Raw genomic sequence first — 21,909 nt, 5'->3', positions numbered from 1 at the left:
TAATGCTGGATAAAACCCAAACCCGCGCCTTCAAGGTCCGTGATGATGAACCGGATTATGCCCGCGTCCCGCAGGTTGAGGCACCACAAAAAAATCGTTACGGCAAAGCCATCACCCTGGTCACGGCAGATAGTGAACTGGCAGGCAAGAGCCTGAACATTAATGGCGATGGCGGTGTCAGTGATAACCCGAATCGCTACAAGCAGCACGGTTTTTACTTTAATGCGGATCATTGCATCGCCTGCCATGCCTGTGAATCGGCCTGCAGTGAAAAGAACGACCTGTCACCGCACGTGGCCTTCCGTTCTGTTGGGTACGTAGAAGGTGGCACCTGGCCGGATTATCACCGCATGAACATCTCCATGGCCTGTAACCACTGCGATGACCCGGTCTGCCTGAAGGGTTGCCCAACCCGTGCCTATACCAAATTCGCCGAGTACGGCGCCGTGCTCCAGGACCCGGATATCTGTTTTGGCTGTGGCTATTGCACCTGGGTCTGTCCCTACAACGCACCACAACTGGATCCGGTCAAGGGCCATGTGGAAAAGTGCAACATGTGTGTCGACCGGCTTGAGGTGGGTCTGAAGCCCGCCTGTGCCTCGGCCTGTCTTGCCGGTGCACTGGACTTCGGTATTATCGAAACCCGTCCGGAAAACCGGGATCAGCTGTCGACAACCATCCCTGGTTTCCCAACGCCGGCGATCACGCAGCCGAATATCCGTTTCCAGCAGAAAAAAAGTCTGCCACGCGAGATGACCCGCACCGACAGCATGCCGATCCGTTATGAGCGCGATGAGCAGGGCAGGGGCGAGTTTCATACCAAGGTACATGATACCGGCAAGGGCCGTGAGTGGAACCTGCGCAAGCTACGCTCACGTGAAGACCCACTCGTGATCTTCACGCTTATCTCACAGGCCGTGGTCGGTGCCTTTGCGGTTCTGTTCCTCGGCCCAATGTTTGGCCTGCAACAACTCAGTGTCGAGGCACACCCGATCGGTTTCCCGGTTATGTTACTGGCCTTGCTTGGACTGGAGACACTGGCATTGTTTCTGTCGACCATGCATCTGGGTAAACCGCAGCGTTTTTACCGTGCCTTTAATAACCTGCGTTACTCACCCGTGAGTCGCGAGGTGGCCGCGATTGCCGTATTTTACAACCTGCTCGGTGCCTATACCCTGATGACCCTGTTTCCGGGTCTGCTCTGGTTGCCCGAAGGCTTTGTTGAGGCGCTGCGCACGGCAAGTGGATGGATGGCGCTCGTGGCCGGGCCGGTGGCACTGTACTTTATGCACAAGATCTACCGCATCCAGGCACGCCCGTTCTGGAACCACTGGCAGGTGCTGAGCAGCTTCTACGGCAGCATGCTGGTGCTCGGCCCACTTGCCGCCGGGCTCGTGTTTGCCGCACTGGAACAGGCCGCCGGCCACGATTATGTCCCTCTCCTGCAGGTCCTGAGCATGCCCATGTTGATTGGCCTGCTTATCGAAGCGACAGGCCTCTGGCGTCAAGCGGGTGACATGCACAAGCAAGGTGGGGAAGGGGCCGCCTCACACTACGAACAGACAACGACATTCGGCAACACCTATCGGTTGCGAAATGCCGGTCTTGCCCTGAGTGTGCTGGCGGTAGCCGGCATCAGCCTTGCCGGGCTTTCCGGTGTCGCGGGTCTGGTCGCCTGGACATTCATAGCCGCCAGCATACTAATAACAGCAGTGATCGGCAGGGCATTATTTTATGTGCTGGTGATACCGACGACGATGCCGGGCGCCTTCTTCTGGAAGAATAAGGGCTTTCAGGAACACGCACGCGAAACCGGCCTGGCCAATATGCCACAGACCGGTGTTGTACCGGATGCACATTAACATGAGAGATATTATGATATTGGAATATGCAGGCAAGACCATCGATACCGACAATGAAGGTTATCTTCTTGAGCCGGAACAATGGAACGAAGAGGTTGCCTTACAGATTGCTGAAGGTGAGTCACTCGAGATGACAGAGGATCGCTGGCAGATAGTCAGGATCGTTCGTGATCACTACGAGTATACCAGTTGCGTGATTGAGCTGAGGAAAGTGCTGAAGTCACTGAAAGAGCAATCCGGTACGGATAAGGCCACGCGCAAGCATGTTTATCAACTTTTCCCTTACGGTTATGGTCAGCAGGCCTGTAAGATTGCCGGCATGCGAAAGCCTCTCAAGGTATTACTCGACCTTTGATAGTGAAGTAAGCTATTTGTATTTACTCTTCCAGTACTTCTTTGACTCGCGCCAGTAGTTCCTTGGTCATAAAAGGCTTGAGTAGAATTTTTTTGTACAAGTCCTCATCGGTAACAGTTTTCCCTCTGTTCTCGGCAAAGCCACTACATAACTGGATTTTTATATTGGGGTATGTGTTTTTAATATAATGCGCCAACTCAAAGCCATCTGTCTGCGGCATGATCACATCACTGATAACCAGGTCTATATGCCTATTTTCTAAGATAGTCAGTGCCTGTTTCGCGTTGGCGGCACTGAAAACGCTATAACCATCTGCCCTGAGTATGGTACAGGTAAGATTGTTTAGATCGGGCTCATCGTCGACAACTAATATTGTCGCCGGGGGGTGAGGCAGTGTTTCATCTCTTGCATTGTTGCTGATTGGTTTTATATTGTCTGTTCTTTCCACGTATTTCGGGAAATATATGGAAAAACAACTTCCTTTCCCCGGTTCAGAGTAAACACGAATCGTCCCTCCTGCATTGTTAACAAATCCATATACCTGGCTAAGTCCTAGGCCCGTACCTTTTTCATTCTTGGTGGTATAGAAAGGGTCAAAGACGTGGGATAGTATTTCTTCGTTCATGCCAATGCCGGTGTCGCATATAGCAAGCTTAACATATTCACCGCTATCAATATTTAATACCTGTGCATCAATTGGGCCTATTTCAGCGTTCGATGTGGCAAAATCCAGTTTACCCCCTTCAGGCATGGCATGCATGGCATTGATGCTCATATTTAGAATGGCATCTTCAAGGCAGCCCTTGTCTACCAACACCGGCCAGAGGTCCTTTTCAAGCTTGAGCGTTAGTTGAATATTTGCAGTGAGTGTCTTCTTTAGCATTTTATAGTCATCATTGAGCAAGTCATTAATGATGACAACTTCGCTGCTGAAGGGTTTATCACTGGAAAACGATAATAGTTTACGCGTCAAGTCGCTGCCACGCTGGGCAGCATGACGAATGGTCTCTACATACTCAAGTGGTTTTGGTTCGTCCTTCAGTATTCGTGACAGAATTTCGGAATAACCAATAATAATACCGAGCATATTATTGTAATCATGTGAGATGCCACCGGTTAATTTACCCAAGGCATCCATTTTCATGCTGCGGCGTAATTGTTCCTCCTGTTTTACTTGTTGACTGATATCGAGAAGTGAGCCAATAAACCAGCGTTCGCCTTCTTTTTTGGATGGATACTCGGTTACTGAAAGATGAATAGGAAACTTTTCCCCATTCTTTTTTACTGCGGTAACTTTTCTGCCTATACCGATTATATGTGCTATGCCGGTTTCAATGTAGTTCTTGAGGTAGTTATCATGGTTAGATCTTTGTGGTTCAGGCATCAGTATATTTATATTGCTCCCAATGACTTCACTAGAGTCATAGCCGAACATGGTTTCTGCGCTATGGTTGAAAATGAGTATCTTGCCACGATCATTGATGGTAATGATCCCTTCGACCATGTAGTTAAAGATCTCGATAAGTTCTTTTTCATCAATCGATGAACCTGCTGAACTTTTTGTACTGTTCATACTACCTCAGCTGAAAACTCTAGCCTGCTGGATTCTCAGGCTCATCTACCTGGTAACAGCGCTTATTCAGCGCGTTACACGTCCTTGTAAAGAATAATATACACATGACTCGTATGTGTATCAATAATTCCCTATTATATATAGGTTATAAAGCCATAATACATATATGTATATTATTGAGGGTTACTGGACAGTAATACGGGTGTCATTAGTCTTGCGGAAGCGAACGCAGGCTAGTCAGTGTGGCCTCAGCCTCGGCATGGGCGGCCTCCGGGTCTTCATTTTGTCCCTCACGTTCAATGACGTCGTCCGGTAGCTCATCGAGGAAACGACTCGGTTCGCACGCGATCATTTCACCAAAGCGCTTACGTCGTGCGGCATAACTGAAGGTAAGGGTGCGCTGGGCGCGGGTAATGCCGACATAGGCGAGACGACGTTCTTCTTCAATATTACCTTCCTCGATACTGACACGGTGGGACAGGATATCCTCTTCCATGCCGACCATATAAACGTGTGGGAATTCGAGGCCCTTGGCGGCATGCAGGGTCATGAGGTGAACATGGTCGCCTTCTTGTTCATCGTCACGATCAAGGATGTCGAGCAGGGTCAGGCGGGCAACCAGATCACCGAGTGTGGCATCACTCATGCTGGGGCGCTTGGCGAGGCGGTCCAGCCACTCGATGAGTTCCAGGACATTCGACGATGCCGGGAGCTTTTTCTGGCGTAACAAGGGCTTTCAGGAACACGCCCGCGAAACCGGCCTGGCCAATATGCCACAGACCGGTGTTGTACCCGACGCGCACTAACAGGGGAATATGATGACATTGGAATATGCTGGCAAGATCATCGATACCGACAATGAAGGCTACCTCCTCGAGCCGGAACAGTGGAACGAAGAGGTTGCCTTACAGATCGCCGAAGGTGAATCGCTGGAGATGAACGAGGAGCGCTGGCAGATAGTCAGGATCGTTCGTGATCACTACGAACATACCAGTTGTGTGATCGAGTTAAGAAAAGTGCTGAAGTCACTGAAGGAACACTCCGGTGCTGACAGGGCCACACGCAAACATGTTTATAATTTGTTCCCTTATGGCTATGGACAACAGGCCTGCAAGATCGCCGGTATGCGGAAACCCCTCAAGGTGCTGCTGGATCTCTAGTTGCCCGTCTTCTAGTTATTTTATCGGTATGGCGCCGCCGGCCCGGCCGGTACCTCAGGCTTTCGGCAGCGTCTTCGCGCAAGGCGCTTTCCGGTATTAATATATGCTCTTGAATTACCAAGCATATTTCAGCTCCTCAGTCTGTTATGCAGCGTCATAAGTAATGCCTGCCAAAACCCTCGTGATCCGGGACTCGGGGTAAATGTGGCCTCACATACCTAAAGATGATCCAGATCATGGTATCCCCTTGACTTGAATACGAGGATGGCCGTACATATAGCTATCCATGAGTTATTACTGGTGCAACTGCAATTTATTGACCAAGGAGTGTCTGACATGGCTAAAGAAGAGAAAAAAGAGAGCAAAAAGAGCGAACAGGCGGTACAGAAGGTAGAGCCGGCCCGCGGGGTGAGTCCGTTCGAGGAAATGGAACGGATGTTTGACAATTACTTCTCACGTGGTTGGCTGCGACCTTTCCACATGGAGTGGCCATCATTTCCCAAGACGATGGCGCCATTCGAAGGCAAAACGCCGAGTGTCGATGTCATTGAGCGCGATAATGAGATTGTCGTGAAGGCAGAACTGCCGGGGGTGGATAAAAAGGACCTCGATATCTCCGTTACCCAAAATACGGTAACCATCAAAGGCACGACCAGTCATGAAGAGAAGGAAGAGAAGGGGGATTACTACCGCTGCGAAATGTCGCGCGGCAGTTATTCACGTACTCTATCACTACCGGCCGATGTAGATGAATCGAAGACCAAGGCCAAGTTCAAGGACGGCATCCTCAATCTAACCTTGCCAAAACTGAAGAAATCAAAGCGACACACCATTAAGGTGGAGTAAAGTCTTTACCTCCCGATGCCCGGTTTGTTTAGGCCGGGCATCGGTTTTTCGTTTATATAGTAAGAATAAGTGAAGGAGAAGTAGATGGCGATCATCGGCATTGACCTGGGGACATCAAACTCGGCGGCTGCCGTTTTGCGTGGCGGCCGGCCTGTGATCATACCCAGTGCCGAGGGGATCAGCCTTGGTGGCAAGGCCTTCCCCAGTTATGTGGCGATTACCGCTGATGGCCAGACCCTGACCGGTGAGCCCGCCCGGCGTCAAGCCGCAGCCAACCCCGAGGGAACCGCAACGGCCTTCAAACGGAGCATGGGGCAACGTAAACAATTTCAACTACGCGATAAATCATTTTCACCTGAACAGCTTTCTGCCTTTCTTCTACAAAAAATCAAGCGTGATGCGGAAGCCTTTTTGGGTGAACCAGTTGAAAAGGCAGTGGTCACCGTCCCTGCCTACTTTGATGATAATCAACGTAGCGCAACCAAAGATGCCTGTCGTATTGCCGGTCTTGAAGTGGCACGCCTGGTGAATGAACCCACCGCGGCATCACTGGCCTATGGACTTGACCGGGCGGGTGAGGAATTACGCATCGCGGTAATTGATTTTGGTGGTGGCACACTCGATGTCACGATCATGGAGTTTGGCAAGGGCGTGTTTGAGGTTAAAGCGACCAGTGGGGATACCCAGTTGGGTGGGACAGACATGGATGAGAACCTGCTTAACTACCTGGCTGAAAAATTTAATGCCGAGATCGGTGTAGATGTTCGTTCCGATGTAAAAGCTGCCGCCCGACTCAAGGAAGCGGCCGAGATGGCCAAGATTGAACTCTCGACCAGCACGACCACGCACATCAGTCTGCCGTACCTCACCGCGGCGGGTGGTCAACCGAAGCATCTTGAAATGGACCTGACGCGCACCGAACTTGAACGGCAGGTGAACGCCGTCGTGCAACGTTGCCGGGGCCCTATCGAGCAGGCCTTAAAGGACGCCGGAGTTGTTGCAAAAGATATCGACCGGATTGTCTTTGTCGGCGGGCCGACACGCATGCCTGTGGTACGAAAATATTTTGAAGACCTGTTTGGTCGTAAAGCCGAAATGGGTGTCGACCCGATGGAGTGCGTGGCCAGCGGTGCCGCCATTCAGGCCGGTGTGCTGAGTGGCGAGGTGGGGGATATTGTCCTGGTTGATGTGACACCGCTCACGCTGGGTGTAGAGACCCTTGGCGGGGTCGCAACATCGCTGATTGCGCGTAATTCCCCTATCCCGGTGAAACATACCGAAACCTTTACCACCGCGGCCGATATGCAAACCGCCGTGACCATCCATGTTTATCAGGGTGAAAGGCCAATGGCGCGCGATAATACCAGCCTTGGTGAATTCAACCTTGAAGGACTGGTACCGGCACCGCGCGGCATACCGAAGATCGATGTTACTTTCGACATAGACTCCAACGGTATTCTGAATGTCACGGCCAAGGACCAGGTCACCGGCAAATCCCAGTCCATCAGCATTACCGGTTCGACACGACTTTCTGATGATGAGAAGCAGCATTTTATCGATGAGGCGGAAAAATATGCCGAGCAGGATAAAAAACGACGTGAAGAGGCCGATAAACTTAACACGGCTGACAGCATGTGTTACCAGGCAGAAAAGCTGTTAGCAGAATTCAGTGACAAATTGAGCGAAGAACTCGTCAATCGTCTGGAAGAGCGGTTGCGTGAAACACGTGAGGCCATTACTGCCCGTGATGCCGAACTGGCCTCTCAACGTGCCGACGAACTTGAAAAGGTCATCCGCGAGGCCGGTACCGCCGTTTATTCGCAGTCACCCGAGGCGCCAAAATCAGGCCCCTATTCCTACCATGAGGCGCCGGACATGAGTGGGGCGGGCGGTGAGGCAAAACCCTCCGGCGCCGGTCCGCGTGGTAAGGTGGTTGATGCGGACTACACCGAGACCAGTTAAGATCACTCATGGTCGCTGAACAGCGTGATTACTATGAAGTACTCGGTGTTTCACGCGATGCGGACGCCAAGGCAATCAAGAATGCCTTCCGCGAACTGGCGTTAAAATATCACCCTGATCGCAACAAGTCCCCCGATGCCGAGACACGCTTTAAGGAAATTGCCGAGGCCTATGCCATTCTCTCCGATCCAAAAAAACGCGCCGACTATGATGCACGAGGTTTTGCCGGCGTAGCCGGTTTCTCCGCCGAGGACCTGTTTTCCGGCATCGATTTTGGCGACATCTTCGGCGACATGGGTTTTGGCTTTGACCTGGGGAGAGGTGGCGGCCTGTTTGACAGTTTCTTTGGCCGTCACCGGCGCCCGGCAGGGCCCGCCAGGGGCAGTGATCTGGAAGTCAGGCTGACCATCCCACTGGAAAAGGTAAATAGCGGTGGCGATGAAACCGTACACTTTACCCGCCCGATGAGCTGTCCTGATTGTCATGGCACACGCTCACAACCGGGCACTGAGCCACGACAATGCGAGGCCTGCGGTGGCAGTGGCAAGCAGGTGACGACCCGGCGGGAGACCAAGGAAAAGGGCACGATCAGTTTCCAACAGATAGCCATTTGTCCCGTCTGTCATGGCCAGGGGACCTTTATTGATCATCCCTGCGAAACATGTAAAGGGCGGGGTGAAATAGAAAAAGACGATAAGCTCAAAGTTACGATCCCCGCCGGTGTCGATGAAGGGACTGCCCTGCGTATCCCCGGGCACGGCTTGCCCAGCCCCGAGGCGGGCGGCCAGCCGGGCGATCTTTATGTCATTGTCAGGAGTAAACGCGATCCGCGCTTTGAACGACTCGGTGCCGATTTATGGCGAATGGAGACCATCGCGATCACAGACGCCGTATTGGGGACCAAACTTAATATCCCCACCCTGGAGGGTTCCGTTGAAGTTACCGTGCCGGCAGGTACGCAACCCGATGAGGTTCTGCGTCTGAAGGGTAAAGGCCTGCCGGTATTCGGTGCCAAAATGCACGGCGATATCAATATACGTATACAGGTTCACATTCCAGAACGGCTTTCGGCAGAAGAAAAATCACTCTATGAGCAATTACGAAAAACAGACAAGAGTGATAAAAAACGCTGGTGGCAATAAACCGATAGTTATCAACTTATTTGTATAAATTTTATGGTGCTAGTTTTTCTGTAACAGCGAACGCAGGCTAGTCAGTGTGGCCTCAGCCTCGGCATGGGCGGCTTCAGGGTCTTCATTTTGTCCCTCACGCTCAATGACGTCGTCCGGTAGCTCATCGAGGAAGCGACTCGGTTCGCACTCGATCATTTCACCAAAGCGTTTACGTCGTGCGGCATAACTGAAGGTAAGGGTGCGTTGTGCCCGGGTAATGCCGACGTAGGCGAGACGACGTTCTTCTTCAATATTGCCTTCCTCGATACTGACACGGTGGGGCAGGATATCCTCTTCCATTCCGACCATATAAACGTGTGGGAATTCGAGGCCCTTGGCGGCATGCAGGGTCATGAGGTGAACATGGTCGCCTTCCTGTTCATCGTCACGATCAAGGATGTCGAGCAGGGTCAGGCGGGCAACCAGATCACCGAGTGTGGCATCACTCATGCTGGGGCGCTTGGCGAGGCGGTCCAGCCACTCGACGAGTTCCAGGACATTGTTCATGCGCCGTTCGGCGGCCTTTTCATCCGTGCAGGTGTCCTCCAGCCACTGCTGGTAATTAATCTCGGTGAGTAATTGTTTAACGACCCGCAGTGGTGGTTCGGACTCGGTCTGGTAGGACATGCGGGCCAGCCAGTCGGCAAACTCGCGGACCTTGCGCAGTGCACGGCTCGACAGTTTCTCATCGAGATCGGCATCATGGCAGGCCGTATACAGGCTGCAGTTTTTCTCATGTGAGAAGGCGACGAGTTTCTCTACCGTACCGGGGCCGATCTCACGTCTTGGTGTATTGATAATGCGCAGCATGGCATTGTCATCGTCCGGGTTGGCGAGTACACGCAGGTAACCCATGATGTCCTTGATCTCGGTGTAGGCGAAAAAGGAGGTGCCACCGCTCAGGTAATAAGGGATGTTGTATTCACGCAGGGCGCGTTCAAACAGGCGCGACTGATGGTTACCACGATAAAGGATCGCGTAATCTTTGAACTGGGTTCGCTGGGTGAATTTGTGATGCATGAGTCGGTTGACGACCTTTTCGGCCTCACGCTCTTCATTTGCGGCACGAATCACCTGTAGGGGTTCGCCAAAACCCAGTTCACTCCACAAGGCCTTTTCGAACACGTGCGGGTTGTTGGCAATGAGCTGGTTGGCCGCCTTGAGGATACAACCCATGGAACGGTAGTTTTGCTCCAGCTTGATGAGCTTGAGGCTGGTAAAGTCCTTGGCCAGTTGTTCCAGATTTTCCGGTTGCGCACCGCGCCAGGCGTAGATCGACTGGTCATCATCACCGACCACGGTCAGACAACCCCGATCACCAACCAGCTGTCGCACCAGCTCGTATTGTGTGGAGTTGGTGTCCTGGTACTCATCGACCAGCAGGTAGCGGATATTTGAACGCCAGCGCTGCAAGACCTTGTCATGGTCTCTGAACAGGCGAACGGGCAGGAAGATGAGGTCATCAAAGTCGACGGCATTACAGGCCTGCAGGTGCCGGTCGTAGGCCTCATAGAGCTCGGCGGCATGGCTGTGCAACGGGTCTTCGGCCAGACGCTGCGCCTCCTTGTGGTCGATGCAGGCGGACTTCCAGCGTGAGATCTGGTTGCGGAACTGGCGAATACGTTCCTCTTTCTCACCCCGGCCCAATTCGGTCAGTACTGCCATGCTGTCCTGATCGTCGTAGATTGAAAAACCCTTGCGGTAGCCCAGGGTCGTAAGCTCGCGGCGGATAATATTCAGGCCCAGGGTATGAAAGGTGCTGATGCGCAGGCCCTTGGCGGCCTCGGCGTTTAGCAGGCCGGTGATGCGCGCCTTCATCTCACGAGCGGCCTTGTTGGTAAAGGTAACCGCGGCGATATGCCGTGCCTCGAGGCCATGGCGGCGGATCAATTCGGCTATTTTATAGGTTATAACGCGGGTTTTTCCGCTGCCGGCACCGGCCAATACCAGCACCGGTCCAGCCAGGTATTCTACGGCTTCACGCTGTCGCGGGTTGAGGGATTGTAATGACACGCTAGGGATTAACTACTTGAAAATATAAGGTATTTAACAAAGGATCACAATCTGAATGGTATATATACATCGGTTGGCATGATAGTCTGATCGTACCTGATGTAAGCGGTTTTTGATAGCAAGGACTCCAGTGCATGATCCCCTCAAGAGAAGAGCGTATCTCGGCGATATTCAAGTCCTATCGTGAGGATTTACCCAATCGCATGCATGAGCTCGAATCGTTATGGCAGCAGCTGAAGAATAGCTGGGATATGCCAACGGTCGTTGAGTTCGATTGTGCCTGTCATGCCATTGCCGGTTCTGCACCCACCTTCGATTTGCCGGAGATCGGCGAAGCTGCACGGGCCATCGAGATTGACATCAAGTCCATTCTGCGTGGTGACATTGCGATAAGCTCGGCCATGATCAATACCATCGATGTGAAAATGAACGCCCTGCGGCGCGCACTCAGTGCCATGCCAAACGAGTAAGGGGTTCACTCAGGGATTTACGATTTCTGCGCGTATCTGAATTTGCAAATCCTGGTCCTTGCGGCGTCGGGTTGAGTAAACAGTACCACGCTGGTTATTCTTTTCTGATTGCGTCAGTCCACCCAGCTCCATCCATTCGCCAAGTTTACCGTTCAATGTCGTACTGGCCTGCTGTACATCAAAACTTTGTTGACCATGACGGTTAAGACTGATGCTATGTGGGCTAATATCCAGTGTTACATGATCACCATTAACACGGCCCAGTACATAAAATCCGGTGGTTGCATTTTTATATTCGATACTCTCGTGAATAGTGCCGAATTGATCGATGCTGCGTTGCGCCACGGGTATTTGCTGTCCAACCTGTATATAGGCCTGTCGACCTTCCTGGACGTGTATGGTCTGTGTACCGCCGTTATTAGAATCTCCATGTGTCTCATATAGTCGCAACTGCGGCGGGCCGGGTTTATTGATGTGAATTTCGGCATCACCGGAGCGTATGCTACCGGAGGCCTCTATATCCTGGCGACTGACCGTGTCGGCCTGTTGACGGCGCACGCTGATGCGAAGCTGTTTCGGTGCACGGTCCAGTTGTTGGATGAGTTCACGGACCTCGAGCAGAGAGGACTCCGGGGCACGGATAATCAGATTAAAGCCCTGACCACTTACGGCAGTACCATCCCCGAGTAAGGGTTTGATAATGGGGATAATCTCATTGACGCTGCGATGCTTGAGGGAGATAACCTCGATGCGATCCGCCGCAAACAGGGCGGTACTAATCAGAAGCATGGCAATGAAACTGTACAACATGAGATGCTTGGTACTGTCTTGCATAAATACTCCCTACTATAGGTGCAGACGTCGCAGGTTAGGGTCATCAGTACTGGTATCCCACATCATGTCAAACTGTTTGAGACGTTCCTGTACCTCGCGTGGGGCGTTAAAATGGCACTCACCCCTGAAACCATCTGACTGTGGACGACGTAACCAGCCGTGATGGTCGGCAATCAACCAGGCTTCATTAAACTCTTTGTGCTCACGACCTTGCAGGCGTATGTCGATATAACTGCTCAGGCGCCGGGAAAGTTCAACAAGGCGGTGGCCATATTTGACGACCCGCTGACTGTCCTGGATCAGAATACGGACCCTGGATTTTGCGCTGCGCATGGCCAGCTGCCTGATGGCCTCGGCAAAGTCGTTGTTATCATAGATCGCAGGTTCCAGGTCGCGGCTGATCAGGTTCAGGCTGAAGCGCGCCTGCCTTGCCAAGTGTAAGCAGGCGGTGGCCACTTCGTCACGGTTCCCCGTGTGCAAGACGAGGTCATGGCCGAGTTGGGCGTCCTGAATCCGGGTGTTAAAGCTGTTTTCCATGAGAGCCATTCAGCACTTTATTGTCTGTTTATAAAGATAGTCCATTCTTGCGCTGATGCCAGTGTTTGGCTTATATACTACGCCGCATCTTGAAGTGCGGGATCCCGGCATCAAGAAATTCGTCACCGCAGGGGCTAAAACCGGCTTTTTGATAAAAGCCGACGGCATGGCTTTGTGCATTCAGTTCCAGCTGCAGGATCTGCTGCATGCCAGCATGTTCAATGAGCATGTCGAGCATGGCACGGCCAATCCCTTGTCGACGCCAGTCTTTTAACACGGACATACGGCCAATATGAGCATGCCCGGTGTTTGCTTCATAACAGAGTCGGGCCGTGGCCAGGGCACCATGTTGTGGGTGCATGGCAAGCAGGTGCATGCAGTCATCATCCCGGCCATCCCACTCGAGTGCAACCGGCACAGCCTGTTCATGAATAAAGACCTGTTCGCGCAGGTGGCGTATGGCGGCCTGATCGCCATCATCATGCCAGTCAGCGATACGTAGCCGCCAATCAGTCATCGAAATACACCAGGCCGGTTTCCCACCAGGCACATAATAGTCCGAGATGTTCTGGCCGTTGCAGGTAGGGGCTTAACATGGCCTCGTCATACTGGCGGCAGTCGCAAAGCAGGCGAACGAGTTCAGCGAGCGATGCAGGTACAGGCAATGATTCACCATCGATATAGAGTTGCAGGCCCTGCGACATTTCAATATAGGCAAAACGACTCTGGCTGTCGCGCAGCAGGGGTCCCTGTGTCTGCAATGTGCTGACAAATACGGCCGCTTCGCCGGTCGGCGTCAGAGGGATGCCGGTATTGAGGTGTATGCCGGTATAGGTGATAAAACGCCCAAACCAGTCATCGATCTCTGCATCACTGCCCGGTATCTGTTTAATCATATCCCGCACACGTTGTCGCGCAGCCGGTTTGATCTCGCCGTTGTGCGTGTCGGCCTCAATACCACCATCTCGAAAACGCACCTCATCACAACTGTGCAGTGTGCGCTGGTCAATATAATCACCGAGCAGTTCCAGTTGTGTAGCGGCGCGAAAACCGACCGAGTAGGTCATGCACGCTGCATCACTGATGCCGTGATGCTGTACACCGGGTGGCAGATAGAGCATGTCACCGGCTTGCATGAAAAATTCCTCTTCCGCCGCAAATTCGGCGAGGATGCGCAGGTCCAGGTCGGGGATCAGTTTCTCATTCCTTGCATCCGCCTGTGTGTTGATCTGCCAGCGGCGAGTACCGAGGCCCTGGAGCAGGAATACATCATATTGATCGGTGTGTGGGCCCACCGTACCATGCGGAGCGGCGTAACTGACCATGACGTCATCAATGCGCCATGCCGGCAAAAAGTTAAAGCTGTCGAGCAACTGGTTGAGTTCCGGGATATAGCGGTTCAGGTCCTGAACCAGAAAGGTGTAATGCGACTCGGGCAGACTGGTGAAGTCCTTTTCATTGAATGGGCCGTGTCTGACCTGCCAGGGGCTATCACCCCGTTCAAGAATCAGACGTGAGGCAATGCCTTCCTCGCAGGCCAGCCCGGCGAGTTCTTCCGCCGTTAAGGGGTCTGTAAAATCAGGCAGGGCATTTTTGATAAACAGCGGTTTCTGCTGCCAGTAGTCACGGACAAAAATCTTCGCATCAATGCTTTCAGGAAAATTTATGGGCAGAATCATCGTCAGGTCATCGTGGCAGGCGGGCATTAAAAACCCGGGCTGCTGGGGTGGGGGATGCAGCCCGGGTGTAATCGGTAGTCAAACGATGGCGACATGTGGGGGGTAGGAAGGGGTTGCCACACATCATCTGTCTGCCTGGACCAAACTATCTCGTTTCTGTGCCTTGAACACTGTGCGCTGGTTCACAAAACCGCAATCAAAGTTTTTTGGCCTGGGTCACGGCATTGCCGATGTAATTGGCCGGGGTCATGGTCTTCAGGCGGTTTTTCTCCCCAGCGGGGATCTCAAGGCTGTCGATAAAGGCATGTAGCGATGGTGCATCGATACGCTTGCCACGGGTTAGCTCCTTGAGTTTTTCATAGGGTTTTTCGATACCGTAGCGACGCATCACGGTTTGGATGGGCTCAGCGAGCACCTCCCAGTTGGCATCAAGGTCTGCGGCCATGGTCGCCGGGGCCACATCCAGTTTGCTAATGCCCTTGAGACTCGACTGGTAGGCGATCACGGCATGGGCAATGCCGACACCGAGGTTACGCAGCACTGTCGAATCGGTCAGGTCGCGCTGCCAGCGGGAAATTGGCAGTTTGCTGGCCAGGTGGCCAAGGATCGCATTGGCGATACCGAGGTTGCCCTCGGAATTTTCGAAATCGATCGGGTTGACCTTGTGTGGCATTGTCGAGGAACCGACCTCACCGGCGATGGTCTTTTGCTTGAAGTAACCAATGGAGATGTAGCTCCAGATATCGCGGTCGAAATCGATGAGGATGGTATTAAAACGCGCCATGGCATCGAAATACTCGGCAATATAATCATGCGGCTCGATCTGCGTGGTATAGGCATTCCAGCCCAGGCCCAGGCCCTCAACGAACTGTTCTGCCAGACCCTGCCAGTCAATGTCCGGGTAGGCCGAGAGGTGGGCGTTGTAGTTGCCGACGGCACCGTTGATCTTGCCCAGCAGCGGCACGGCGGCAAGCTGTTCACGCTGGCGACGCAGGCGGAAGGCGACATTGGCCATTTCCTTGCCGAGTGTAGAGGGTGAGGCCGGCTGGCCATGGGTGCGGGTGAGCATAGGTTGCTCGGCCTGTTCATGGGCGATCTGAGTGATGGCCTTAATGAGTTCGTCCATGAGTGGCAATACCACCTCTGCTCGCGCGGCACCGAGCATGAGGCCGTGCGAGAGATTATTAATGTCCTCGGAGGTACAGGCGAAGTGGATAAACTCGTTAATCGCCATAAGCTCATTATTATGGGCGATCTTTTCCTTCAAAAAGTATTCAACGGCCTTCACATCGTGGTTGGTGGTGCGCTCGATGTCCTTTACACGCTGGGCATCTTCGACACTGAAGTTATCGGCAATGCCGTTTAGCAGGGCCTCAGCCTCAGCCGACAGGGCGGGTACCTCGGCAATGTCTGGGTTTTGTGCCAATATCTGCAGCCAGCGCACCTCGACCAGCACGCGGTGGCGAATCAGGCCAAATTCACTACAAATGCTACGTAAGGCGGTGGTTAAGCGGCCATAACGGCCATCAATCGGAGATACAGCGGTAAGCGAGCTTAATTCCATCTTATTATCCGGTCATTCGGGCATTGCTGCCGGGTGTGTGTAGCCGCTTTTATATCGCTACGGCATGTCAGACGCAAATTGTGCCCATTTGGGCGAGAAAATGCTATGCGGAAAACAAAAAGCCCCGCAAAAGCAGGGCTGGAGGCAGATTAAAAGCTATTAGTATGGTTATACGGTATCCCAATCGGCCGTACAGACGAGTATTCCGGCAAGTTGGGTGGGTAACGGATTTTGCTTATGCTGAGCGAGGAGACTGCGACGGGTCTGTTTTTGCTGTTTTAACCAGGCATTGGTCAAGAGGATGCGCTGGCGAACTCGCTGCTGCCTCTGGGCCATGTGGTGCTGCGTGTTCTGTGTGGGCGTCGAGGGCTGGTGACCGGACATCGTCACAGAATCCTGACTGCCAAGGGCCAAACCGAGGGTGAATATCAGTGCTATTGTCGTGTCCATAGCTTGCCTCCTTCCCTGTTGCGTGATAAGTCTGACTAGCGTGTATGAATTAACGCATATCCATAGGGCCTAATCCGTGAACCGGGTCACGCCCTCCGGATTTAATCCGGTTTGTTAACAACAGGTTGAAATCTTCTATATATTAATCAGTTAACAGTACTACTTAAATATATAGCTCATAAAACCCAAATAAGCCAGTAATTATCGTCATGTAAAATGCGCCTGATTCCTCCATATATGACGGCAGGCGCGTGAAAGGGTAAAATAGTGCGCTTTGTCGCCGTGCCCGTGGCACGATGAAGCGGATTGACCGCCCAAAATTGACTGGAAGCTGTTTCCTGAAGGAGTCCCTGTGCTCGAGTTATACCGTCAACATGTTGAAGAACGTGCCGCTGAAGGCCTGCCGCCGCTGGCCCTGAATGCCGAACAGACGGCTGAGCTGGTTGAGTTTTTAAAGACCCCACCCGCCGGCGAAGGTGAGGTGCTGGTTGAATTGCTGACCCACCGTGTGCCACCAGGGGTGGACCAGGCCGCGTATGTGAAGGCCGGTTTTCTCGCCGCGGTTGCCAAGGGGGAGACAGAGTGCCCGTTGATCGACAAGTCTCGTGCCACCGAACTACTAGGCACCATGCTCGGTGGTTACAATATTGCACCGCTGGTTGACCTGCTCGATGACCGAGAACTGGCGCCGTTGGCCGCCGAGGCCCTCTCCAAGACCCTGCTCATCTTCGATGCCTACCATGATGTGGTTGAGAAGGCGAAGGGCAATGATATTGCCAGACAAGTGGTACAGAGCTGGGCCGATGCCGATTGGTTTACCGCGCGCGAGGAAATGCCGGAGACCATCACGGTAACGGTCTTCAAGGTAGAAGGCGAAACCAATACCGATGACCTGTCTCCGGCTTCGGAGGCCTGGAGTCGTCCAGACATCCCGCTGCATGCCAAGGCCATGTTGATCAACAAGATGCCGAGTGCGCTCTCCATCATCGACGAATTGAAAGAGAAGGGGCATCCGCTAGCCTATGTGGGTGACGTGGTCGGTACCGGTTCTTCACGCAAGTCTGCGATCAATTCGGTGCTCTGGCATATGGGCCAGGATATCCCTTACGTGCCGAACAAACGTCAGGGTGGTGTCGTCCTTGGGGGGAATATCGCGCCGATCTTTTTTAATACCGCCGAAGACTCCGGCGCCTTACCGATTGAATGTGATGTCACCAGAATGGCAACCGGTGATGTGATTACGATCCATACCCGCAAGGGTGAGATCACGAATGAAGCTGGTGAAGTGATCAGTACGTTTAGCCTGAAGCCAATCACCATGGCCGATGAAGTACGTGCCGGGGGACGTATCCCGCTTATTATTGGTCGTTCGCTGACGGACAAGACCCGTGAAGGCCTGGGCCTTGCACCGTCTGATGTCTTCACCCGTCCGGTTGCCCCGGTCGATACCGGTAAGGGGTATACGCTGGCGCAAAAGATGGTCGGTCGCGCCTGTGGCGTGGAGGGTGTCCGCCCGGGTACCTATTGTGAACCCCGCATGACGACGGTGGGTTCACAGGATACTACTGGTGCCATGACCCGCGATGAACTGAAAGAGCTTGCCTGTTTGGGCTTCTCGGCGGACCTGGTGATGCAGAGTTTTTGTCATACCGCGGCCTACCCAAAGCCGGTCGATATAACCTTGCAACACGAACTACCTGACTTTATTCAGACCCGTGCCGGTGTCAGTCTGCGCCCGGGTGATGGCGTGATCCACTCCTGGTTAAACCGTATGGTGATGCCGGATACCGTTGGTACCGGTGGTGATTCGCATACACGTTTCCCGATCGGCATAAGTTTCCCGGCCGGTTCCGGACTGGTGGCCTTTGCCGCCGCACTCGGTGTGATGCCACTGGATATGCCGGAATCTGTACTGGTGCGTTTTAAGGGTGAGATGCAACCCGGTATTACCCTGCGTGACCTGGTTAATGCCATTCCCTACGTGGCGATTCAAAAGGGCCTGCTCACGGTTGAAAAGAAGAACAAGAAAAACATTTTCTCCGGGCGTATTCTTGAAATCGAAGGATTGCCGGATTTAAAAGTCGAACAGGCCTTTGAATTCTCCGATGCCTCGGCCGAACGTTCGGCTGGCGGATGTACCGTGCGTCTTAACAAAGAACCGATCATCGAGTACCTTGAATCCAACGTTACCTTGTTAAAGTGGATGATCGCGAGTGGCTATGGGGATACGCGGACACTGCAACGGCGTATTGATGCCATGCAGGACTGGCTGGCCAAGCCAGAACTCATGCAGCCGGATGCCGATGCCGAGTACGCCGAGGTCATCGACATCGATCTGAATGCCATCACTGAGCCGTTGCTGGCCTGTCCGAATGACCCGGATGATGTGCGCACACTCAGTGCCGTGGCCGGTGCCCAGGTTGATGAAGTGTTTATCGGTTCCTGCATGACCAATATTGGCCACTACCGTGCGGCCGGCAAAGTGCTGGAAAATATCACCAATGTGCCAGTGCGTTTGTGGATCGTGCCACCAACCCGCATGGATGTACACCAACTCACCGAAGAGGGCTACTACGCCATCTTCGGCAAGGCCGGTGCCCGCACCGAGGTGCCGGGTTGTTCATTGTGTATGGGTAACCAGGCGCGTGTCGCCGATGGTGCTACGGTGGTGTCGACGTCGACGCGCAACTTCCCGAACCGCATGGGCAAGGATGCCAAGGTCTATCTGGGCTCTGCCGAACTGGCAGCAGTGTCGGCGGCACTCGCACATATTCCGACGGTTGAAGAATACATGCAACACATGCAGGGTCTGCAGCCATTAGGCGACGAGATCTATCGTTACCTAAACTTTCACGAGATGGCGGAATACAAAGATGTTGCGGATAAAGTCATTCCGGTAACACTGGTTTGATTAATCAGTAATGCGTTCTTGCTAAATGCCCAGCGCAAAGGTGCAGAGTTCGCGTCTCTGCGCTGGTCTTTAAGCTTAGATTAAGGAAACGCCGGGATGGTCGGCTCGGAACTGCGTTCGCCAGCCTCAGGGTGATGACGTTTGACGAGTTGTGTAATCTCTTCAATACGCGCCTTCGGTACATCGACGATCAATAACAGCTGTCCCGCTTCAATCGCGGACTCAAATTGCTTGAGTTGCGAATTATGCAGTGAGACACCGATCATGCCGGACACCCAGGCGCCAAATACCGCACCCGCCAGAGTAATGCCGAGAATGGTGGCCCCGTCAAAGGCGAGTCCGAGAGGAGAGAATCCCGCACCAATCAGGCCTGCAATCAGACCGGTTGCAAAACCGACCACAAGACCGCGCTCAAAGGCGGGAATAACATCGGTTTTTTCCAGCAGGCTGGCGCCGGGCAGGTCGGCCTTGATGAGTTGGCTTTCGTCTTTGCCTATAACGTGCATATGATTGGCATCAACGCGGGCGAGAAGCAAATCGTGAACGATCTGTTTGGCACTATTCACGTGCGGGGAGAGAAAATATAATCTTCGCATGACACGTCCTCCTCTGTTGCTGTGACAGGGACTTCGTTATTACGTTATGATTCTACTAGCTCCTGATAACGACTTAGCAATTAGCGTGTCGTCGACCATCACAATAAAGTGTACGCCAGATCGGCCAACATGCAATACCTGAGTAATATGACAGGTTTTTTGTGGGTCAGTTCCCGGCTATACCTCGCCAGATAGTAACCTGTTGATTTCATTAAGGTAACGTTTGCGAAAGAAGATGAGTTGCAGGCGTGAACCGCCTTTCTGTCGCCATAAAACGGCGGCGCGTACGGCGGCGAGGAGCAGGCTGCGAATACGGTTAACATTTTCACTGTTGCCGATGTAGAGCTGATCGCCATTGACCATAATACGCGGGCTCAGCGTACTCAGGGTATCGCTGTAGAGGCCAGCGAGATTGGCCAGCACATTGGTATGCGTGGTGGAGTAGTGTTCGGATTGCTGACGGGCCTTGTCGATGCCCCTGCCTATGGCATCGAGCATGGCCGGGTGTTTCCCCAGGCTGTGTTCGAGCTGGATGACGGTCAGGCAATAACGCATGATCTCAATGGATTCGGCATCCTGTTGTTTGCCGAACAGCCTTGCACCCAGTTTGAGGCCGGGAAGCAGGTTTTCTCGCCCGCCATAAATGGCCTCCGTTGTATCGGCATCAATAACAAACAGGCTGTTGATACTGGCTGCCAGGGCATCCGCATCCGTTATGCCTGTGCGTGCAATCTGCTGCACACAACGACAGGCTTGGATAATGCCGGCCATGGCCAGGGTGCGATCGGTGATAGTGCCACTCATGAAATGGTATTGTCCTCTAGGTTAAAGCCTTCGCGGATGATGCCGCCGCCAAGGCATATGTCATCATTATAAAAAACTACCGATTGCCCGGGTGTAATGGCACGTTGAGGTACATCAAACACCACACGCAGACTATCGCCATGTTGCTCGACCGCGCAGACCTGGTCAGGTTGACGGTAACGGGTCTTGGCCATACAGGTCATTGGCAGGGCAGGTGGCTTGTCCGCCGTCCAGTGCAAATCGATTGCCAATAGACCCTGTTTGTAAAGTAATGGGTGTTCACCGCCCTGTACAACGAGCAGACGATTATGTTCAAGGTCCTTATCGGCCACAAACCACGGGCGTTCATCGGTATCTTTCATGCCGCCAATCCCCAGCCCCTGCCGTTGACCGATGGTGTAATACATCAGGCCATGATGCCGGCCGATGACCTTGCCTTCGCAGGTGCAGATGTCACCGGGTCGCGCCGGCAGATAACGTTCGAGAAAATCGCGGAAGTTGCGCTCTCCGATAAAACAGATGCCGGTACTGTCTTTCTTTTTGCTGTTGGCAAAGCCCTGCTGTTCGGCAATTTCGCGTACGCGTGGTTTCTCGATATCGCCTAGTGGAAACAGTGCATGTGACAACTGCTCATGGTCAAGCATATACAGGAAATAACTTTGATCCTTGTTGATATCCACAGCCTTGCGTAACAAGTGTTGCGGGTCGCTCATGCCACCGCGCACATAATGGCCGGTGGCAATCGCGCCGGCACCCAGGCCAATGGCATGGTCGAGGAAGGCGCGAAATTTGATCTCGCGGTTACACAACACATCCGGGTTGGGCGTGCGTCCGGCCTTGTATTCGGTAAGGAAGTGTTTAAATACGCGGTCCCAGTATTCAGACGAAAAGTTAACCGTGTGTAATCTTATGCCGAGTTTATCGCAAACCTGTTGTGCATCCGCAAGGTCAGTAGCAGCGGTGCAGTATTCCTCGGTGTCGTCTTCTTCCCAGTTCTTCATGAACAGGCCTTCCACCTCATAACCCTGCTCAAGAAGCAGGTAGGCGGCCACGGATGAGTCAACACCACCGGACATGCCAACAATAATCTTCTGTTTGTTTATATTGCGCATGTAAAGGTC

Annotated in this window: 21 protein-coding genes; 9 read left to right on the top strand and 12 right to left on the bottom strand. The window is 53.0% G+C overall.

Annotation, left to right across the window (positions count from 1 at the left end):
- The first annotated feature begins 2 nt into the window (after positions 1-2).
- Positions 3-1,862: a DmsC/YnfH family molybdoenzyme membrane anchor subunit gene (locus EL386_RS08495; RefSeq protein ID WP_126455281.1), complete on the top strand. Its 1,860-nt coding sequence runs from the start codon at positions 3-5 to the stop codon at positions 1,860-1,862.
- Positions 1,863-1,875: 13 nt separating this feature from the next.
- The gene (locus EL386_RS08490) at positions 1,876-2,217 is read left to right on the top strand and encodes a TusE/DsrC/DsvC family sulfur relay protein (RefSeq protein ID WP_172597671.1); all 342 of its coding nucleotides are present in this window, start codon (positions 1,876-1,878) and stop codon (positions 2,215-2,217) included.
- Between the two features lie 22 nt (positions 2,218-2,239).
- Here the strand turns inward: EL386_RS08490 and EL386_RS08485 are convergent, their stop codons facing one another.
- Positions 2,240-3,790, bottom strand: coding sequence for a PAS domain S-box protein (locus tag EL386_RS08485; RefSeq protein ID WP_126455277.1), 1,551 nt, complete (start codon positions 3,788-3,790; stop codon positions 2,240-2,242).
- A gap of 208 nt (positions 3,791-3,998) precedes the next feature.
- Positions 3,999-4,436, bottom strand: coding sequence for a 3'-5' exonuclease (locus tag EL386_RS08480; RefSeq protein WP_338057540.1), 438 nt, complete (start codon positions 4,434-4,436; stop codon positions 3,999-4,001).
- A 34-nt stretch (positions 4,437-4,470) separates the two neighbouring features.
- Here EL386_RS08480 and EL386_RS15880 point away from each other — a divergent pair, with 34 nt between their 5' ends.
- The 5 genes from EL386_RS15880 to dnaJ all read left to right on the top strand — a co-directional run bounded on the left by EL386_RS15880 (position 4,471) and on the right by dnaJ (position 8,900).
- Entirely contained in the window at positions 4,471-4,596 is a 126-nt protein-coding gene (locus EL386_RS15880; RefSeq protein WP_269471126.1) for a hypothetical protein, read from the top strand.
- A gap of 9 nt (positions 4,597-4,605) precedes the next feature.
- Positions 4,606-4,950: a TusE/DsrC/DsvC family sulfur relay protein gene (locus tag EL386_RS08475; protein ID WP_126455274.1), complete on the top strand. Its 345-nt coding sequence runs from the start codon at positions 4,606-4,608 to the stop codon at positions 4,948-4,950.
- A gap of 336 nt (positions 4,951-5,286) precedes the next feature.
- Positions 5,287-5,796 (top strand): Hsp20/alpha crystallin family protein, encoded by a 510-nt coding sequence (locus EL386_RS08470; RefSeq protein WP_126455272.1) that lies wholly within the window; start codon positions 5,287-5,289, stop codon positions 5,794-5,796.
- Between the two features lie 84 nt (positions 5,797-5,880).
- On the top strand, positions 5,881-7,758 hold the full coding sequence (gene dnaK, locus EL386_RS08465; protein WP_126455270.1) for a molecular chaperone DnaK: 1,878 nt from the start codon (positions 5,881-5,883) through the stop codon (positions 7,756-7,758).
- Between the two features lie 8 nt (positions 7,759-7,766).
- A complete protein-coding gene (dnaJ, locus tag EL386_RS08460; RefSeq protein WP_126455268.1) occupies positions 7,767-8,900 on the top strand; it encodes a molecular chaperone DnaJ in 1,134 nt (377 codons plus the stop codon).
- Between the two features lie 39 nt (positions 8,901-8,939).
- Here the strand turns inward: dnaJ and rep are convergent, their stop codons facing one another.
- A complete protein-coding gene (gene rep, locus EL386_RS08455) occupies positions 8,940-10,943 on the bottom strand; it encodes a DNA helicase Rep (RefSeq protein ID WP_126455266.1) in 2,004 nt (667 codons plus the stop codon).
- Positions 10,944-11,077: 134 nt separating this feature from the next.
- Between rep and EL386_RS08450 the strand changes: the two genes are divergently transcribed.
- Complete coding sequence (locus tag EL386_RS08450; protein ID WP_126455264.1) at positions 11,078-11,413, top strand: Hpt domain-containing protein; 336 nt, start codon at positions 11,078-11,080, stop codon at positions 11,411-11,413.
- Positions 11,414-11,422: 9 nt separating this feature from the next.
- On the opposite strand, the gene EL386_RS08445 is transcribed toward EL386_RS08450, so the two are convergent.
- The 6 genes from EL386_RS08445 to EL386_RS08420 form a co-directional block, all read right to left on the bottom strand.
- Complete coding sequence (locus EL386_RS08445) at positions 11,423-12,247, bottom strand: secretin N-terminal domain-containing protein (RefSeq protein WP_126455262.1); 825 nt, start codon at positions 12,245-12,247, stop codon at positions 11,423-11,425.
- A gap of 12 nt (positions 12,248-12,259) precedes the next feature.
- A complete protein-coding gene (locus EL386_RS08440; RefSeq protein ID WP_126455260.1) occupies positions 12,260-12,784 on the bottom strand; it encodes a DUF7931 domain-containing protein in 525 nt (174 codons plus the stop codon).
- 70 nt (positions 12,785-12,854) lie between these two features.
- On the bottom strand, positions 12,855-13,301 hold the full coding sequence (locus EL386_RS08435; protein ID WP_126455258.1) for a GNAT family N-acetyltransferase: 447 nt from the start codon (positions 13,299-13,301) through the stop codon (positions 12,855-12,857).
- On the bottom strand, positions 13,294-14,463 hold the full coding sequence (locus tag EL386_RS08430; protein WP_172597670.1) for a cupin domain-containing protein: 1,170 nt from the start codon (positions 14,461-14,463) through the stop codon (positions 13,294-13,296). Before EL386_RS08430 ends, EL386_RS08435 begins: the two co-directional genes overlap by 8 nt.
- Positions 14,464-14,659: 196 nt before the next feature.
- Positions 14,660-16,027 (bottom strand): adenylosuccinate lyase, encoded by a 1,368-nt coding sequence (gene purB / locus EL386_RS08425; protein ID WP_126455254.1) that lies wholly within the window; start codon positions 16,025-16,027, stop codon positions 14,660-14,662.
- Between the two features lie 168 nt (positions 16,028-16,195).
- Complete coding sequence (locus EL386_RS08420; RefSeq protein WP_126455252.1) at positions 16,196-16,477, bottom strand: hypothetical protein; 282 nt, start codon at positions 16,475-16,477, stop codon at positions 16,196-16,198.
- Between the two features lie 352 nt (positions 16,478-16,829).
- Between EL386_RS08420 and acnB the strand changes: the two genes are divergently transcribed.
- The gene (acnB, locus tag EL386_RS08415; protein WP_126455250.1) at positions 16,830-19,388 is read left to right on the top strand and encodes a bifunctional aconitate hydratase 2/2-methylisocitrate dehydratase; all 2,559 of its coding nucleotides are present in this window, start codon (positions 16,830-16,832) and stop codon (positions 19,386-19,388) included.
- A gap of 80 nt (positions 19,389-19,468) precedes the next feature.
- On the opposite strand, the gene EL386_RS08410 is transcribed toward acnB, so the two are convergent.
- From EL386_RS08410 to mnmA, 3 genes are all read right to left on the bottom strand, one after another.
- Positions 19,469-19,984 carry a GlsB/YeaQ/YmgE family stress response membrane protein gene (locus tag EL386_RS08410; protein WP_126455248.1) on the bottom strand — a complete coding sequence of 172 codons (516 nt, stop codon included), beginning with the start codon at positions 19,982-19,984 and terminating at the stop codon, positions 19,469-19,471.
- 177 nt (positions 19,985-20,161) lie between these two features.
- Positions 20,162-20,788 carry a high frequency lysogenization protein HflD gene (gene hflD / locus EL386_RS08405; RefSeq protein ID WP_126455246.1) on the bottom strand — a complete coding sequence of 209 codons (627 nt, stop codon included), beginning with the start codon at positions 20,786-20,788 and terminating at the stop codon, positions 20,162-20,164.
- On the bottom strand, positions 20,785-21,900 hold the full coding sequence (mnmA, locus tag EL386_RS08400; RefSeq protein WP_126455244.1) for a tRNA 2-thiouridine(34) synthase MnmA: 1,116 nt from the start codon (positions 21,898-21,900) through the stop codon (positions 20,785-20,787). The genes hflD and mnmA overlap by 4 nt, the downstream gene beginning before the upstream one ends.
- Positions 21,901-21,909 lie beyond the last annotated feature (9 nt).

Origin of the sequence: Sulfuriflexus mobilis, assembly GCF_003967195.1 — a bacterium.
GTDB lineage: Bacteria > Pseudomonadota > Gammaproteobacteria > AKS1 > AKS1 > Sulfuriflexus > Sulfuriflexus mobilis.
The sequence above is the reverse complement of the archived record's forward strand: the minus strand, read 5'-3'. Positions and strand labels throughout refer to the sequence as shown.